Annotated in this window: 15 protein-coding genes and 1 pseudogene; 7 read left to right on the top strand and 9 right to left on the bottom strand. The window is 41.6% G+C overall.

The window, feature by feature from the left end; all coding sequences use genetic code 11:
- Positions 1-280 precede the first annotated feature (280 nt).
- Positions 281-2,866 carry a GAF domain-containing protein gene (locus V7K73_RS14710; protein ID WP_334881108.1) on the top strand — a complete coding sequence of 862 codons (2,586 nt, stop codon included), beginning with the start codon at positions 281-283 and terminating at the stop codon, positions 2,864-2,866.
- A 251-nt stretch (positions 2,867-3,117) separates the two neighbouring features.
- Here the strand turns inward: V7K73_RS14710 and purN are convergent, their stop codons facing one another.
- The gene (gene purN, locus V7K73_RS14715) at positions 3,118-3,783 is read right to left on the bottom strand and encodes a phosphoribosylglycinamide formyltransferase (protein WP_334881110.1); all 666 of its coding nucleotides are present in this window, start codon (positions 3,781-3,783) and stop codon (positions 3,118-3,120) included.
- 24 nt (positions 3,784-3,807) lie between these two features.
- Here purN and V7K73_RS14720 point away from each other — a divergent pair, with 24 nt between their 5' ends.
- A complete protein-coding gene (locus V7K73_RS14720; RefSeq protein WP_334881112.1) occupies positions 3,808-4,689 on the top strand; it encodes a carbohydrate ABC transporter permease in 882 nt (293 codons plus the stop codon).
- A 223-nt stretch (positions 4,690-4,912) separates the two neighbouring features.
- Here the strand turns inward: V7K73_RS14720 and V7K73_RS14725 are convergent, their stop codons facing one another.
- Positions 4,913-5,482, bottom strand: a complete 570-nt coding sequence (locus tag V7K73_RS14725) for a thermonuclease family protein (protein WP_334881114.1) — start codon at positions 5,480-5,482, stop codon at positions 4,913-4,915.
- Positions 5,483-5,596: 114 nt separating this feature from the next.
- Between V7K73_RS14725 and V7K73_RS14730 the strand changes: the two genes are divergently transcribed.
- Together V7K73_RS14730 and V7K73_RS14735 are read left to right on the top strand one after the other, a co-directional pair.
- The gene (locus V7K73_RS14730) at positions 5,597-6,340 is read left to right on the top strand and encodes a ferritin-like domain-containing protein (RefSeq protein ID WP_334881116.1); all 744 of its coding nucleotides are present in this window, start codon (positions 5,597-5,599) and stop codon (positions 6,338-6,340) included.
- A gap of 172 nt (positions 6,341-6,512) precedes the next feature.
- Entirely contained in the window at positions 6,513-6,854 is a 342-nt protein-coding gene (locus V7K73_RS14735) for a winged helix-turn-helix transcriptional regulator (RefSeq protein ID WP_334881118.1), read from the top strand.
- A gap of 43 nt (positions 6,855-6,897) precedes the next feature.
- On the opposite strand, the gene V7K73_RS14740 is transcribed toward V7K73_RS14735, so the two are convergent.
- Positions 6,898-7,353: a cupin domain-containing protein gene (locus V7K73_RS14740; RefSeq protein ID WP_334881119.1), complete on the bottom strand. Its 456-nt coding sequence runs from the start codon at positions 7,351-7,353 to the stop codon at positions 6,898-6,900.
- A 295-nt stretch (positions 7,354-7,648) separates the two neighbouring features.
- Positions 7,649-8,428 carry a cysteine hydrolase family protein gene (locus V7K73_RS14745; RefSeq protein WP_334881121.1) on the bottom strand — a complete coding sequence of 260 codons (780 nt, stop codon included), beginning with the start codon at positions 8,426-8,428 and terminating at the stop codon, positions 7,649-7,651.
- 82 nt (positions 8,429-8,510) lie between these two features.
- Between V7K73_RS14745 and V7K73_RS14750 the strand changes: the two are divergent.
- From V7K73_RS14750 to V7K73_RS14760, 3 genes and pseudogenes are all read left to right on the top strand, one after another.
- Positions 8,511-9,932 (top strand): annotated as a pseudogene (locus tag V7K73_RS14750) (amidohydrolase).
- A gap of 186 nt (positions 9,933-10,118) precedes the next feature.
- Entirely contained in the window at positions 10,119-10,445 is a 327-nt protein-coding gene (locus V7K73_RS14755) for a hypothetical protein (RefSeq protein WP_334881123.1), read from the top strand.
- Between the two features lie 350 nt (positions 10,446-10,795).
- Complete coding sequence (locus V7K73_RS14760) at positions 10,796-11,014, top strand: hypothetical protein (protein WP_334881125.1); 219 nt, start codon at positions 10,796-10,798, stop codon at positions 11,012-11,014.
- A gap of 42 nt (positions 11,015-11,056) precedes the next feature.
- On the opposite strand, the gene ribD is transcribed toward V7K73_RS14760, so the two are convergent.
- The 5 genes from ribD to V7K73_RS14785 form a co-directional block, all read right to left on the bottom strand.
- Entirely contained in the window at positions 11,057-12,268 is a 1,212-nt protein-coding gene (gene ribD, locus V7K73_RS14765) for a bifunctional diaminohydroxyphosphoribosylaminopyrimidine deaminase/5-amino-6-(5-phosphoribosylamino)uracil reductase RibD (protein WP_334881127.1), read from the bottom strand.
- 216 nt (positions 12,269-12,484) lie between these two features.
- Complete coding sequence (locus V7K73_RS14770) at positions 12,485-13,084, bottom strand: MBL fold metallo-hydrolase (RefSeq protein ID WP_334881130.1); 600 nt, start codon at positions 13,082-13,084, stop codon at positions 12,485-12,487.
- 188 nt (positions 13,085-13,272) lie between these two features.
- Positions 13,273-13,674, bottom strand: coding sequence for an endonuclease domain-containing protein (locus V7K73_RS14775; RefSeq protein ID WP_334881132.1), 402 nt, complete (start codon positions 13,672-13,674; stop codon positions 13,273-13,275).
- Positions 13,675-14,777: 1,103 nt separating this feature from the next.
- Positions 14,778-16,580, bottom strand: coding sequence for a molybdate ABC transporter permease subunit (gene modB, locus V7K73_RS14780; protein WP_334881134.1), 1,803 nt, complete (start codon positions 16,578-16,580; stop codon positions 14,778-14,780).
- Positions 16,581-16,917: 337 nt separating this feature from the next.
- Positions 16,918-17,820, bottom strand: coding sequence for a class I SAM-dependent methyltransferase (locus tag V7K73_RS14785; RefSeq protein ID WP_334881136.1), 903 nt, complete (start codon positions 17,818-17,820; stop codon positions 16,918-16,920).
- Positions 17,821-17,951 lie beyond the last annotated feature (131 nt).

Raw genomic sequence — 17,951 nt, forward strand, 5'->3', positions numbered from 1 at the left:
TAGCCATGCTCTGGCCAATGTATTTATATCATTATTAAACAATGGTGTAAATCTTAACTCTTTCCCGCACTTCGTGCCGCTACGCAAAACTAAAAAAAGCCAGTAGTAAGCTTCTCTTTTGTTAAGAGCCTTAAAAAGTAACGAAAGCGTTATGAGCCATGACAAAGGTTAGTCGCTTAAAATACCCCTGAAAGCCAGTCCTTGTTTAAAAAGTTTTGTGTAGAATTTGGTGGAGAGGTTATTTACTTGATTCTCAATTGCAGCAAACCAGGTTTGATTTATGAATCAGTCTTTTTCTCAAAACCAAGCAAGACGAAATCGTGAACCAAGGCTGACGGGGGGCCAAAAATGGAGTTTAAAAACTAAAGCAATTGTTTGGGCAATAAGCATTAGTATTCTTCCTGTGGTTGCAATTGGAACAGCTACTTACTACTACGGCATTAATTTAATTACCAAACAAATACCGCAAATAAGACTTGAGAGTGCAACAAGTTCAACAGAAACTGAACTTGCTCTACAGAGACAATTGTTACTCTTGTTAACTGGTATGGGAGTAACAGCAATTTTAACAGGTGCGATCGCTGTTTTTGTGACTAATCGAGCTATTAGTCGAGTCAGCAAAGCTGCTGCCATTTCTAATAGTATCAAAAATAAGCTACGTCCAGACAGTGAATATACTCAATATTTCATCGCTAGCGAAGATGAATTAGTAATGTTAGAGAGAAATATAAACTTATTCACAGAACTGCTTTCAGTTTTGATAAAGGAGAAAGAAGCCGAAGCTGATTATTCCCAATTATTAATTAAAATTACGCGATGGGTTCGAGAATCATTCAATGAAGAAGATGTTCTCAAAACTACCTCAGAAGAAATTCGTAAAGCTTTAAGCATTGACCGCGTAACAATTTTTTGCTTCAACTCTAACTATAACAATGGAACCTTTATTGCAGAATCAGTTGCACCTGGTTTACCGAAAATTTTAGGGGTTACAGTCTCTGAACCTGGGTTTGAAGCAGGGTATATAGACAAATATCAGAATGGTTCCATCCATGCTATTGATAATATTTATCAAGCCGATCTCAGCGCTCATGATATTGAGTTGCTAGAGCAATTTGCTGTCAAATCTAATTTAGTAGCACCTATTCTCAAAGGCAAACAGCTATTCGGTTTATTGATTGCACATCAGTGTTCTAGAATTCGCTTTTGGCAGCAGTCTGAGATTGATTTGTTCGTTCAGATAGCTATACAAGTAGGATTCGCCCTTGACTACACTAAACTTCTAGAACAGGTTGATACAAAGGCAGATAAAGCTCAGGTATTTATCGAAATTACCCGCAGCATTCGGCAATCGCTCAACGAAGAAGATGTCATTAAAACCACCGTGGAAGAGGTTCGTAAAGCATTAAGTACTGACCGAGTGCTAGTTTATAGCTTTAGCGCTAATTGGTCTGGAACTGTGATTGCAGAAGCAGTGGTTCCAGGTTATCCCAAAGTTTTGCGGTCTGAAATTCAAGACCCATGTTTCGCTCAGGATTATGTAGAAAAGTATCAGTCTGGTCGCGTTCAAGCCATAAATAACATTTATGAAGCAGGTTTGCGTGATTGTCATATTAACCTGCTGGAATCCTTTGCTGTGAAAGCAAATTTGGTCGCACCCATTCTCAAAGATCAACAGCTATTTGGCTTATTAATTGCACATCAATGCTCCAGACCCCGTGATTGGCAACAGTCTGAGATTGATTTATGTGCTCAAATAGCGATGGAAGTGGGATTTGCTCTCGACAATGCAAGACTCGTGCAACGAATCGAGGCTGAGAATGTGCAAAGTCAATTGCTGGCGGATACTATCGGTAGCATTCGCCAATCGCTCAACGAAGAGGATGTCCTCAAAACCACTGTAGAAGAAGTTCGTAAAGTACTGGCTACTGACCGAGTGATGGTTTATAGCTTAAATGGTGATTGGTCTGGAACTGTGATTGCCGAATCAGTTGTTCTCACCTACCCAAAAGTTTTACGATCTGAAATCGAAGACCTCTATTTTGGTCAAGGCTATGTAGATGATTATCAGTCTGGTCGCGTTTTAGCAGTAAATAATATTTATGAAGCCGGTTTGGCTGATTATCACATTAGCCTGCTCGAATCTTTTGCTGTCAAAGCAAATTTAGTTGCTCCCATTCTTAAGGATGAACAGCTATTTGGTTTATTAATTGCACATCAGTGTTCCAAACCTCGTGATTGGCAACAATCTGAGATTGATTTATTTGGCCAAATAGCGATGCAAGTAGGATTTGCTCTCGACCATGCAAGACTCCTGCAACGAATCGAAGCTGAAAGTAAGCGAAGTCAGTTACTGGTGGATATTACCCGCAGTATTCGCCAATCGCTTAAGGAAGAGGATGTCATCAAAACGACTGTAGAAGAGGTTCGTAAAGGGCTGAGTGTTGACCGAGTATTGGTTTATAGCTTTTACGCTAATTGGTTTGGAATTATAATTGCTGAATCAGTAGTTCCAGGTTATCCCAAAGTTTTGCGGTCTAAGATATACGATCCATGTTTTACTGAAAATTATATAGAAAAGTACAAGTCTGGTCGTGTTGTCGCAATAAACAACATTTATCAGGCCGGTTTGGCTGATTGTCACATTAAACTGCTCGAATCGTTTGCTGTGAAAGCAAATTTAATAGCACCCATTATCAAAGATGAGCAGCTATTTGGCTTGTTAGTTGCACATCAGTGTTCTAGCCCCCGTGATTGGCAACAGCCTGAGATTGATTTATTTGCCCAGATAGCTATGCAAGTAGGATTTACTCTCGATCATGCTAGGCTTTTACAAGCGTATCAAGCTACTGAAGCGAATGGTGAATAGCTTTGTAAAAGAGGCAAGGGGGCAGGGAGAAAGTCAAAAGCGCAGGTTCTTTTTCCCCTTTTATCCCTGCCACCTGTCCTTTGTCGTCTTTCCCCCTGCCTCGATATAATTTCCTTAACCCAAGTGTATTGGGCTTAGGAATCAGAATTAAATAAGATCAAATTTATGTCCGACAGCTTACCTCACCCTCAATCCCTCTCCGATATATTGGAGAGGGAAGCTAGATAATTGATGAAGTTTTGCATTTGTATTTAATCCACGTTCCTTAGTGTAGTTTTTGACGAAGAAGCTGCTAGAGCGATCGCTAATGGTAAAATCTGATGTTCCTGAATTTGAATCCTGGCGTGGAGTGTTTCTGCTGTATCATCCGGCAATACTGGTACTGCGGCTTGCATTAATATTGGGCCACTGTCCATTTCTAAACAAGCTATATGCACTGTACAACCAGTAATTTTTACCCCAGATGCCAAGGCTTGCTCTACAGCATGGATTCCCTTGAAACTAGGTAACAAACTAGGATGGATATTAATAATTTTATCAGGAAAGGCATCGATAAAAACTGATGTTAATAATCGCATCCAACCTGCCAAAATCACCCATTCCACATTGTAGTGCTGCAATGTCTGCACAATTTTCTGATCAAACTCTTCTCGGCTTTGATAGTTGCGATGATTTAATAAAACAGCTTCTACACCTCTTTTGGTTGCTTTTACGGCTGCTTTCGCTGAAGGGTTATTGTAAATTAAAACTTGAATTTGAGCATTTAGCTGCCCATCTTGGATAGCTTGGGCAACTACATCAAAATTGCTGCCGTTCCCAGAAGCCATAATTCCCAGTTTTAAAGGGGCGACTTGTTGGCAAATATCGCTAGTGCTGGGAGAAACCAAGCTAAGGGTAGAATCAGGGCGGAGGGTCATAACAGCTAAGAGGGTTAATAATAGATGCAAAAAAAATATACTAAGTCGTGGTTGGATAATGATACAGTAGCCGCCTGGATTTTTCTCACACCAGCACTAATTTTACTAGGCATTTTTATTATTTGGCCGATCGCCTATTTGTTCTACCTCAGTTTCACTGCTGGTAGTTTCACTCTAAAAGGTATTTATTGGATAGGCTTAAAAAACTATTGGCGCTTGCTACTTAACCCCGACTTCTGGCAAGTTGTGGGTAACACCTTTTATTTTACTGTTGCCACGATCATTCCCAGTTTAGTTATCTCTTTAGGATTAGCAGTTTTATTAAACCGCTCCATTCCTTTGCGGGGCATTTTGCGAAGTGCCTATTTTCTGCCTTCAATTATCTCACTTGTGGCAGCCGGTTTAGGATTTCGCTGGCTGTTTCAAACATCAGGGCCAGTTAACGGACTTTTAGATTTTTTCGGCATTCAAAATATACCTTGGCTAGGAGACACATTTTGGGCAATGCCGGTAATTATTTTAATGAGTATTTGGAAAGAACTCGGTTTCAATATGGTAGTTTTTTTAGCAGGGTTGCAAGCAATTCCTCCCAGTCGTTATGAAGCAGCAGATTTAGATGGAGCAAATGCTTGGCAACAATTTTGGTATATTACTCTGCCGGGATTGCGCCCTACTGTGATATTTGCAATCATCACTACCGCGATTTTTACATTGCGGAGTTTTGAGCAAGTTTTTGTGATGACTGGCGGTGGCCCACTGAATTCGACTAATTTGCTGGTTTACTACATTTATCAAGAGGCTTTTGGCCAATTTGATTTTGGTTATGCAGCAGCCGCCGCAACGGTGTTACTAGGAGTTACACTGGTACTCGTTTATTTGCAACTGCAAACTTGGGGAGAGGAGTAGGGGAGGCAGGGGGGCAGGGGGCTGTGAGGCTGCGCTAAAGCTTTTTAACTTCTTTCTTTCTTTCTTTCTTTCTTTCTTTCTTCGTGTCCTTTGCGTGCTTTGCGGTTCGTTTTTCTTATACTAAAAATATGTAGCGCATCTTCATACAGAATTGGTATAAATCATTCCGCAAATATGCTATGCCAAAAAATGTACTGCATTCAATTAAAAACAGCTAGAGTTTTTACTTTTTCTTATATAGACTGCGATATTCCCAAGGATTCACAAATTTAGTATCGCTCCAAACACCAAGCCGTTGCTCTTTGGCTTCAGCTTCAGCTTGTTGAACTAAGTCTTTGCTAGGACACTTATTTAAATAGGGACGATACACTTTTGCTAAACCTTCTCGCAACAATACTTGTTGTACAAAAGTGCCATTTTTTAAACGAACTTCAGCAATTTTACGCCCATAGCGATCGCTATCGGTGATATTCAAAGTGACGCGATCGCCTCCTTGTTGTACCAGTTCTTGTACCCGTTCTTGGGCTTTTACACCCCAAGTAAATTGATTGCGATCGCTATTGCGTTTACTCTGCTTTTCTTTGTTAGTATGAGCTATTTCTGGCGCATCTACACAAGCAAAACGCACGGTAATATTTTTGCCATCGGTATCTTTCACTACTATAGTATCGCCATCACTCACTCGCTCAACAGGTTCTCCAGAAGTACCGATAAAACGATTGCAGCCTATCAAACCCAAAATTATGATAGTTGCACAAAACCAAAATCGCATCGGCTTAGTTAATTTCTCCATCCAAACTTACCTGCATTACCTCTGTGGGATGATAGTAGCAAAATGAAAAGATATATTTGTTAACCGTTGACATAATAAGAATTGTAACCTTCCAATTGTCTGCGGGAATTTCTGATGAACTTCTTGACTCACGTTCTGCATCTAGCTGGTTCAGGTGCCTTTGCCTATTACTCTGCTGCTCAAATTCGTGATTCTAAAACCCGCCCCAACATCCTTGCGGGGTTTCAGTTGGCCGAATCTGGCTCAGTGCCATTTTTATCTGCACTTAGCGATCGCGCATCTGCCGAAGGCGATACATGGCTAGCCGAAAAACTAGTAAAACATGCATCAGATGAAACTAGGCATGGTCAAATTTTTGCCCACGCCTTACAACAGATGAATAAACAAGTTATAGATTTCAAGCGTCAACCCCAAATCACATCCACAAAAAAATCACAACAGCGTAGTCCCTTTTTCGCGGCATTCTTTGAAGGCTACACCCAAGAACAGCTAAAACCGGCTGTGATTGATTGGGATGTGTTTATGGCTAGCACATACATTCTAGAGTTAGATGCTAGTAAAGACTTTGCCAGAATGGCGAAAGTATTACCTGATAACGAATCAACCGCTCGTAACTTGAAGTTAGGAATGCTTTCTATTGCCCAAGATGAAACAGGACATGCTGCTTATCTCTATGAAGCGATGATGCGACGAATGTCTGCTAGTAAAGTGCAAAAACTTGTAGATATGTGGCGAACCCGCAAGGTAAACGCCTTGTTGGCAATGGTTGGCGGTATTCTCCAGCCTAGCGGTGAAACGCGATCGCTAGTCCAGGATAGTGCGCCGTCGGAAATCGATTCTGAGTTGGTAGCTACGTAATTGATAGATATTTTTGAGTATCTAATCTTCAAAAAATTTAGGCAAGATAAAACCAAACTATGTAACGAAAAGTAAAAACTCTGTATTTGGCTCGTAGTTGCGCTTTAGCGCTAAAGTGCAACTACGAGCTAGTAATGATTATTTGCGCCCACTTACTTACTACAAAAAAACTATGAAAGCTGAAGCAGAAAACCAGCGCAGGCTGACTTGTGAGGTAGAAACTACCCTAAAGGTGATTGGCGGACGCTGGAAAGTTTTAATTATTAGAGAATTAATGACTGGCATAAAACGTTTTGGTGAGTTGCAACGGGCTTTACCTGGAGTTACGCAAAAGGTGCTAACCGAGCAACTCAGAGAAATGGAACAAGACGGCATTATTCATAGAGAAGTTTATCCCCAAATTCCACCTAAGGTAGAATATTCTCTAACACTTTTAGGAGAAACTTTGCAACCAATTCTCTATGCTATGCATGAATGGGCTGTTCAACATTTAGCGCAAACAAATCAGCATTAATATTGCTCCTTGTTCATCTTGGGTAACACTTAAGTTCATTACTTTAACAGGGCATCAAAGCATCATATCTCCCTAGCACTGCCATATCTTCTGCATCTAACTCCGCCGGAATCCCACTGCGAATCAATTCCGAAAAGTCTTCATTGGGAACCATAACAGTCAAAGTGTACAAGCGAGTAGAACCAGTATTTTTAATCAAATGAGTCCCAGTGGGAGGCACTAATAAACTATCTCCAGCTTTGATCGTGGCACTCTTGCCGTCACATATAGCGATCGCTTCCCCTTTGAGGACAAAAAACATTTCCACTGCCCACTGATGGCGATTTGGGGGTGTTTGTCCACCAACATCGAAAATTTCTATACAGCAAGTCAAGGAAGTATTAGCATTTGTCGAATCGAAGATAATTGCTAATCGATTCGAGGCATCGGCACTGATGCGATATACTTGGTAATCTTTGCTAGATTTTATAACCGGAATTACACAACGAGTAGCGGACATTTATTTATCCCCTCTAAAATTATCGATGGGTATGAAAATTCTTAAAATCCGAGTCGTGAATCACATAATTTTAGATTTTAAATTTTAGATTTTGGATTGAGCTATTACACCGTTCGCGTAGCGTTCCGCAGGAAAGTCCAAAATTTAAAAAAGTCTGAGAGCAAGCGAATTTAAACGCTAGAACAAATCTAAAATCTAAAATTATTGATCGAATAAAGAGCATTAATGCATGGGATCAATCTAAAATCTAAAATCTTCGACTGAGCGTAGCCGAAGTCCAAAATCTAAAATTGATTCACTCCTCACCATGATGCAGCGCTGTTAAAATCCCTTGGGAGTCAGTGACAAAACCGAAGCATTGTTTGACATTGTACAATGTTGCCAGCCAACAATATTCAGGAGAAGTGGTAGCGGTACAATCTTTAAGTAACACGCAGTCATATCCTAAGAAGCTGGCATCACATAACGTAGTTAGCACACATTGATCCGCATTAACACCAGCAAAAAATAATGTTGTCTTTCCTAGATTCCGCAAGATACTATCTAAGGGGGTATCCCAAAATCCGCTCATGCGGTATTTGTCCACACAAATATCTTCGGGAATTTTTTCTAGTTCGTCTACTACTGCTGCGGCCCAACTACCTGCCATAAGTACTCTAGCACCATTGCTTGGTAGTGGATCGCCCAATCCCACACCCTCCCCTGTGGGATTATAGACGTGGCGCGAACTAGCACTAATATTGAGCAAGTCGGCACGATTTCCCCAATTTATCCAAATTACCGGAACACCAGCTTCACGCAGTTCTGGAAGTAAGTTGTTCAAAGGTTCAATAGGCTGACGCGCTGGAGTTACGTCTACGCCGATATGCGCTAACCAGCCATCAGGGTGACAGAAGTCGTTTTGCATATCAATGACGAGAATAGCAGCTTTTGCCAAGTCTAGGCGCAGGGTTTTAGTTTCTGTTGATAAAATAAAGGGTTGTGGCGCTTTTTGAGGACGAGTGATATCTGCGATCGCATCATTCACTATCCACGCATTTGGTGCAACTCCCAATGTCCGTAATGGTAAATTCATAAGATTACAATACTTGACACCATTTTCTATTTTGTAACTTGAAACTTAGTTTAAAAGACGATTACTTAAATTTTGGTTAAATATGGTAAATTTCACCATCCAGAATGTTTTGATTCCTCTCAGTGATGATTATGCAACGGTAGATGTACAGATTATAGATGGTGCGCTCGCAGCGATGTCTACGACCGGCTCCGCCTACACCCCCAATCTACAAGCAATCGGCACTGTTATAGATGGCAAAAATAAGCTGCTGCTACCTGGCTTTTTCAACGCCCACACCCATTCATCCGAGATGTGGCAGCGAGGAATCATGTCAGTTTTCCCTTTAGAATTATGGTTGGCGGAACTGTATGATTTTACCCCCCTCGATCCCGAACAAGTTTATCTAAGCGCCTTGGGTACTGCGGTGGAAACCCTACTTTCTGGCGGGACGAGTGTAGTAGATCACCTGGTGTTAATTCCCGGACTTGAGTTAGAAACGATCGCCATTGCCACTCGCGCTTACACAGAAGTAGGAATTCGTGCCTTTATCGCCCCCTTAATTCAAGATGAATCCCTCAGCGCAGGTATGCCATCTGGGAAATCAGCCCAAAAGCATGAACCTTATTTTCGCTCAACTGCGGCAACATTGGAAATCATCGAAGAAGCGGTAAGGCAGTTTCATCGCCCGGATCAGGGTATAAATATTTTAGTTGCACCAACAGGGATTCAATTGTGTACTGATGCTTTATTTCAGGGATGTACTGAGTTAAGCGATCGCTATAATCTTTGTCGTCACTCCCATTTACTCGAAACCAGAGCGCAGGAAAAACTCGCCCAATAAAAGTACGGTTGTACTGCTGTGGAACATTTGAAAAGAATCGGATATTTGAGCGATCGCACAACACTTGCTCATTGCGTGTGGTTAAATGATGCTGATATCGCCATCCTTGCCGAAACTCAATCTACAGTTGTTCATAATCCCTTAAGTAATTTGCGTTTAGGCAGTGGCATCGCCCCAATTTTAAAATATCGCCAAGCTGGAGTAAATGTAACTTTTGGTTGTGATGGTGCTTCGAGTAATGACTCTCAAGATTTGCTAGAAGCTATCAAAATGGGTTCTATCTTACATAATATTACAGACTCAGATTATCAACACTGGATTACACCTAGACAAGCTGTAGAAATGGCATCCTTGGGAGGTGCAAAGGGACTGAATATAGCAGACAAACTCGGTTCTCTTACTGTGGGTAAACAAGCCGATTTGGTACTTTATGACCTCACAAATTTATCATTATTACCCCGTACAGATCCGATTGGCTTATTAGTCTTAGGTCGTCCTACCAATGTTGTTGATAGTGTTTGGGTAAATGGCAAGCAAATTGTTGCCGATGGTAAAGTTACCACAATTAACGTTGATGAATTGCGACAAGAATTATTTAATCGCAGTCAATGGCAGACAAAGCGCAAGTCTGAAACCGTCGCCCAAATTGAGGCTCATTATCGCACAGTTATGGGGTTGTGAAAGACAAAGAAATACAGAACTGCGGAAACCTGTAGAAGAATTTCCTGAACCCTTTAAGCGATTAAGTGGAGATCATCGAGAAAATTTACTTTGCATCTACAAAGAAGTGTTAGCTGATTCTTCAGTCGAGTTCCCTAAAGCTTGTATTCGTCCAAAAATAAATTCTTCTCGCATCAACAAAAATTGATGTGTTTGCTAGAATATCGCGCAGACGCTGAATGCCAAAGGAAGTACCTGTATGCCAATTTCATTACCCTTAGCCCAGAATTAGAAGCATTACTACGTGAGTTAGCCACTCGCCAAGGTCAAGATGTTAGTCTTGTAGCGTCTGAGTTGCTTACCAGTGTCCTAGAGTGGGAAGTACAAGAATCAGAGGAAGCTATACAGGGGATTCAACAAGGATTAGATGATTTTGAGGTAGGACGGTTCCGGTCTTTTCATGAGTTTGCCCAAGAACAGCGTCGCAAGTATAATTTGCTTGGTGAAAATCCTGAGGAACCCAACACCACCTAACAAATCACCGCACCCCATCGCCTAGTAATCTCCAATCCAATATTGCGTAGGTTTTGTCTGAAAAATAACTCTAATGTAGGTTGGGTTAAGGAACGAAACCCAACATTTTCAAGACTTTGTTGGGTAAGACTTAAGTTCAACCCAACCTAAAAATTTTCCAAACCTATGCAGTAGCGATCGCCAATCCCCATTTTCAAAACTGAGTTTCAAATTCTTAACCTTCATAAAGTTATAAATAGCATTATTAACTTTTTAATAATACTTGTCTCAGCTTCTACATTCATGTCGTCAAGTGCGATAGTAATTGTGTAATCTAAAGACAGCAAAGCTAATTATTTAATTGAGGTCTGATGACTCCTAAAATCATGCGTCAGCTTTGGTCAGTGGTTGAAACTGCCCAAGCCAAACTCCTCTTACAACTGGATGATGCTAGCTTGGTGCAGTGGTTAATAAAACAAACCGAAACGCAAGTCTTGTTAGATTCTAACGAAACTGATTTTCTGTGCCACTACATTCAATCTCGGCTAGCCCTTATACGTGATATTGCCCATGAACGTCAGTATTCATGATAGCAAAATCACGATGAATTGATTAATAGTCAAGTATTTTTACTATTGACTATTGGCTTTTTGGGGAAAATAACCTTCCACTAAGCAGTCAGAGCCGACTACACGCCAACGAACACGTTCTAAAGACAACGCCTCAGTCATGGTAGTAAAACCTAAATCGCCCACAGGTGTGGGAGCAATGCTACCACCAATGATTTTTGGGGCAATAAATGCTAAAACTTTTTGCACTGCTCCTTGAGCGATCGCACTTGCAGCTAAGGTTCCGCCACATTCCCACAAGACGCTACAAAAACCCCGATCATACAAGTACGCCATTGCCTTATCTGGTGTAAGTGATGTTAATTCCACCACCTCCACCCCCTGCTTGAGCAACAGTTCTTGGAGGTTGGGGTTAGCACCCTTCTCTGTCAATACCAAAGTTGGAGCATCCGCAGTTTGCCACAGATGGGCATTTTCCGGTAAGTTGAGATGGCGACTCATAACCACCCGCAGGGGTTTATGTGCCTCTACCTGACGGGTGGTTAAATAAGGATTATCTTGTCGAACTGTATTACCGCCGACAATTATTGCATCGCAAGCCGCCCGCAACTGATGTACTTCACTGCGGGCTTCTTGGCTTGTTACCCAGGTGCTGTGTCCAGAGGTAGTAGCAATTTTGCCGTCTAAAGTCATGGCATATTTTAAAATTCCTAAAGGTCGTTTGTAGAGAATGCGATGCACAAAAGCTTCATTTAGCTGATGACAAGCTGATTCTTCTACTCCTACCAACACCTCGATCCCCGCCGTACGTAAACGGGCAATACCGCCTCCCGCTACCAGGGGATTGGGATCAACCATACCCACGACTACTTTTGCTACCCCTGCTTCGATCAATCCTTCTGAACAAGGGGGAGTCCGGCCGTAGTGATTGCAAGGTTCTAGTGACACATAGATTGTTGCACCACGAGCGCGATCCCCTGCTGCCCTCAAGGCAAACACTTCTGCATGAGGCTCACCTGCACGAGGATGAAACCCCTCGCCGACAATCTCGCCATCCTTGACAATCACCGCTCCCACTAACGGATTTGGCGAAGTCCGTCCTAAAGCGCGGCGAGCAAGTTCCAAACACCGCAGCATCATGCGAGAGTCAAAGTCACTTCCGATCTTTTCGTTTGGTGGTGAATTCAATCCAACTGCTGACTCCACTAGATGTATATCCTGAGTGTAATTTGCTAAGGAGGCATCTGCTTGAGCGACTACTGGGGAATTATCCATAATTTTAGGCAACACTGTAAATATTCTGCACGCGATCGCACAGCCTTTTCACAGGAGAATCGCGTTTTGCTCAGGGTAATTAAATAGAGTTAAATTCAGGCGTTATTATTTAGCTGTATCAATCTGTAATATTTACAATTCTTCTTACAGCCTTTTTGATCTATTTGAATCACAATCTCCTGTAGGGTAGCACAGCTAGCTGTGCTACCCTAGCATTTATAGCGTCGCTACAAGTTCCTTTAAGCGATCGCGTCCATCGCGGAAGACGGGCCAACCATCCCCCACCAGCACTGCTTCTACGCGACTCAGTTCTGCTAACCTGCGAACAGAAGCAATAGCCTCCTCTCGATTCAGAAGCTTGTCATCTGGCAATATAGTTAAGCTACCTGCTTTCCGCGCCCTGACTAAATCCCCTGTGATCAAAGTCGTCTCTTCCAGTAACAGAGCCAATTCACCAGGAGTTTTCGAGCCTTGGAGTTCAATTACTTTTAACCCAGGTACGAACTCTTCACCATCAGACAGCCAGCGATCGCAAGGTATAGGGAAAGTGTCTTTTTCTGCCACAGGACCAGCTATTTTAGCATAGGTTTGATCGGCAATTTCTTTACTTGCCCTGACATGCTCAGAATTCGTCAGCACAATCCAAACCACACCACCGAGGGATTTGAGATGATTCCAATCATGGTTTGATAGGGCTACTGGGTCAATCAAGATGTTGCCATCTGGCCGAATCCAGGCAATCCCATTGAAATCAATATTTCTTGCCGGATTGAAATTAGACCAGCTATACAGATCGGGACGGTGCAAAGATTTCATGATGATTCTGGATCAGTACTTCAGTAATTGACTATTAATATCAATAATTAAGTATATAGATAATAAGGTTGCATTCCCTCTGAATCTGGAATTTCACTATACTATGTAGTCAATGATGCCATAGCGCAGCAGGTCTAACATCCCGCCATTTTCCAATTCTTGGCACAGTTGGAGGGGAACTAAAAAATTTACTCCCCTCTCCCGGAATCGGGAGAGGGGCTGAGGGCTAATGCAGCCTGAAGAATCAGAGATAAAACTTTTTCTAACTGTTGCATAACCTCTTCATTTTGGAAACGCAAAACTTTATAATCGTAAGTTTCTAAATATTTTGTTCTGTCTGCATCATAGTCTGTCTGATTATCATGAATTGCTCCATCTAACTCAATGACTAGTTTGCAAACTGGACAGTAAAAGTCAAGAATAAAATGTCCAACTGGGTGCTGACGGCGGAACTTGAAGCCACCTAGTTTACCTGCTTTTAAAGCCTGCCATAGTTGCTTTTCAGCTGGCGTGAGTTTTGTCCGTAGTTGTATAGCTGCGGCTTCTATTTCTGGTGTAGTACCTCGAATTCTAGCAGATGATTTGGGCATGAAATTTTGAACCTTGATTTTGGGTGTGTCTAGGTTATTTTGCCCTCGTCTGCTATTTTTTCCCTCACCCCCTGCCCCAATACTGACTGCGGGAGAGGGGATGAGAGAAATCAAAATTTTCTCTTTAATTCAGTTTAAGCAAAGAGTCAGCCCCAACTCTATAAAACCGGCAAGCTTTCTTACTTTTTCCGTTCGAGATATTAAAAACTCCAAGGTAGACTCATCAACTGTAATATATTGGAAGCCAGCTAACTCACATTTTGCAGCAGATAACTGGAAGTTACAGCTACACAGACATATTAGATATCTTGTACCAATGCAAAACTTGCCCTCATCCCCCAACCCCTTCTCCCAAGTTTGGGAGAAGGGGAGCTAATTTCAAAATTCCTTTGCCAAGTTTGGGAGAAGGGGAGCTAATTTTAAAATTCCTTTGCCAAGTTTGGGAGAAGGGGAGCTAATTTTAAAGTTCCTTTCCCAAGTTTGGAACAAGGGGAGCTAATTTTAAAGTCCCTCTCCCAAGTTTGGAACAAGGGGAGCTAATTTTAAAGTCCCTCTCCCAAGTTTGGAACAAGGGGAGCCAATTTCAAAGTCCCTCTCCCAAACTTGGAACAAGTGGAGCTAATTTCAAAGTCCCTCTCCCAAACTTGGAACAAGTGGAGCCAATTTCAAAGTCCCTCTCCCAAACTTGGAACAAGGGGAGCTAATTTCAAAGTCCCTCTCCCAAGTTTGGAACAAGGGGAGCTAATTTCAAAGTCCCTCTCCCAAGTTTGGAACAAGTGGAGCCAATTTCAAAGTCCCTCTCCCAAGTTTGGAACAAGGGGAGCTAATTTCAAAGTCCCTCTCCCAAACTTGGAACAAGTGGAGCCAATTTCAAAGTCCCTCTCCCAAACTTGGGAGAGGGATTTAGGGAGAGGGCAAGGATTCATGTAAGAAGTCTATTGATTGCCATAATCATCTTATCCTCTCTGCACCTCTAAGCTTCTGTGTGGGATAAATCATCCCGCTACCATAGAATACCCAACTATTTATTGTGGAGTGGACATTTTACCCTATAATATTGGAGCAATTTTTGAAACTTCCCTATGTCCCGTATATCTCTGCGTTCATTCCATCAAAATCAACCGCAGAGGATCTAAACGCACATACCAAGGGAAAGGTTGGTCTTTCATAGTCGCCCATTTTTCTTTGAAGACTTCAGCTTGCAGATGATAGTCTTGAGAATTCTTGCCAGCCGAATGTAGTTTGAGAAACAACGTCATCCGGTGAGGCGTTTCACTTGTTCTTACTAGCCAGCAGGGAAAGGTATTTTCCTGTGATGAGTCTTTGGTAAAAATGAACTGATGGGCGCGAATACCGATGTGGGATAATTCACTTTTGACAGGTTCAATTACTTGCAGAGTACAACCCCAATCGATCGCTTCCACCTGTTGTGATGACTGAGCAATAAGGCGGGAGAAGTTTTTGCATCCGGTAAGTTGGGCGACACTCACAGTAGCTGGATGCTGGAAAATATCATGTTTGCTGCCATAATGAACGGCTCTACCATGCTCCAATACCAATAGATTCGGGCAAATCCGATAAGCTTCTTCCATATTATGGGTGACAAATAGAGTCACACCTTGATAGCCAGCAAGAGTTTCTGTCATTTGCTGCTCTAATTGACTACGCAGATGGGTGTCAAGTGCCGAAAACGGTTCATCTAAAAGTAATGCTTCCGGTTGACTTGCTAATGCTCTTGCCAAAGCTACCCGTTGTTGTTGCCCTCCAGAAAGTTGGTGCGGATAGCGATCGCCTAATCCCTGCAACTGCATCGCTATTAGTTGCTCCTCTACTTGCACTCTAATACTCCCAGCAGATAGTTTTTTAGGCAAGCCAAAAGCGATATTTTGCGCCACACTCATGTGTGGAAACAGAGCATAATTCTGCACTAAAAAACCAATGCGGCGATCGCGGCTGGGTAAATTAATTCCTTGTTCTGAGTCAAACAGAACTCTCCCATTTAAAACTATCCGCCCTCTTGTCGGCGTTTCTATCCCCGCAAGGCAGCGCAAAATCATGCTCTTACCTGCACCAGAACCCCCCAATAATCCCAACGGTTGCTCATCAGTAGTAAAAGCAACTTTTAAATCAAAACTAGGAAGTATTTTTTCAATGTTGACAAACAATCCACCAGATTCAAAGCTAGAGTCCAACGGATAAAGATTTTCTCCCCCTGCTTCCTGCTCCCTGCTCCCTACTCCCCCTTTCTTTTCCCTCAATTCTTGCCAGAAGTTGACTGCAATAATTCCAGATAGAGAAATTACCATAATTGCGATCGCCCAGAACCACGCCTCATTCATCGCTCCCCCTTCCACAGCAAAATAAATCGCCATTGGGATTGTCTGCGTTTGTCCTGGAATGTTACCAGCTAACATCAACGTCGCCCCGAATTCTCCCAAAGCACGGGCGAAAGCGAGCATTGTGGCGGCTACAATGCCAGGTAATGCTAGGGGAAAACTGATGCGCCAAAAGATTGTGGCTTCAGTTGCACCAAGGGTTCTGGCTACTCGCAGCAAATTACCATCTATTTGTTCAAAAGCTCCCAATGTAGTTTTATACATTAAAGGGAAAGAAACTACGGTAGCTGCGATCGCAGCACCATACCAAGTAAAGACGATGGTGAAGTCAAAAGTCTCCATGAGTTTCCCTACAGGGCCATTTTTGCCAAAAAATAGCAGCAACAAGAAACCGACAACCGTAGGTGGTAAAATCAGTGGTGCAATAAAGATACTCTCAATCAACGATTTACCTTTGCCACGATATCCCAGCATCCAGTAGGCAGCAGCGATACCCAAAAAAAATGTGATAAATGTAGCAAGTAATGAAGTTTTGAGTGATATCCAAAGAGGCGATAAATCCAATGGCATAGTTGCAAAGCGAAGAATTAGCTCAACTAATCCTTAATTTACCAACTTTAGTTAAAACATGTTGGTAAAAGTTGGTAGATTACATTTATTGCAAAAATAAAAGCACAACCAATATTGTTGTGCTTCCGTAGTTCCTTTGTATTCTAACAATTCAGGCTATGTGGAAAAGCTAACGATTAACCTAACATCCTAATCCTCTTCCCAATGCTCTAAGGGAGAAAATAAAATTCAAAGTCTCTCTCCTTAAAGGATGAGAGAAATAGAAGTGAGGTTTTCCAGTTCGCGTGAAAAGTTAGGTTTGTATTGATTTCATTGTGACAAAAAAATACTTTCTTAATTAGTCCAGTTGAGTGCTATAGGCGCTAAAACCATAAGCCAAAGTTTCTTTTAAAGCATCTGATGGCTTAAGGCTTCTATTGATAGCATTAGCAAACGGCACTGGAATTGCTTTAATTGTTTCCGGCAAAATTGCATATTCTTGCGTTGGTTCGACAGTGTATTGGGGACACTTAGCCTTCATCCCAGCAGTCGCTAACATATCATTTATTTCAGCAGATGTATATTGCTTGAGATAAACTGGATTTCTTACAAATGGATTCAGCCTTCTGATAAAATTATGGATAATATGAGAAGGACAAGACTTGTTGTGAAAGGAATGATTAAAAACGAAAATTCCACCAGGTTTTAGTACGCGAGATATATCAGCCAGCAAATTTCTTAATTGTGCATCTGGGATATGCATAAAAACACAATTAGAAATTACCAAATCTATAGAATTATCTTCTAAAGGCAATATTTCAGCCGAATTGCAAATTAAGTTAAATTCAGCTTCAGGAAAAAAATTGTATTCTTGTTTAACCTTGATTAACCGTCGTAATAAAGGTTCAGAAATATCAATCCCATAATATTTTTCGCATCTCAAATTTTTCGCTTTAGATAGATGTAAAGGTGCGCGACCATAACCACAACCAATCTCTAAAATAGAACCAACAGATTTATTCAATGGAAATTTGTTCCAAGTACCTCCAGGTGTGCCAGTTAACAGAGTGTAATCTTGTTTTATGGGCGATGTATCTGCAAGTTTTTCAACTTTTTGGGAACCATAGTATGTTTTACCAATTGCGTCCCATCTTTTTTTATGTTGAGTATTATTCAATTGTTCATAGTCGGTCGGAAAATAAATTCCATCTCGTAATTCAAAGTCATTCAGACTGAATTTTTCATTTGCTAATTGAGTCATTAGGATTATTCCTCATGAATAGTCAAGTCTGTTTTCTGTTATACTCTTAACTCAGCATTAACCGCAAGCGATTTTTACTGAATTGCTCTACGTTAGCCTTTCTTAAAGTCTATAACTGTTTTTGTTCAATG

The sequence above is a fragment of the Nostoc sp. genome, assembly GCF_036916975.1.
GTDB lineage: Bacteria > Cyanobacteriota > Cyanobacteriia > Cyanobacteriales > Nostocaceae > Nostoc.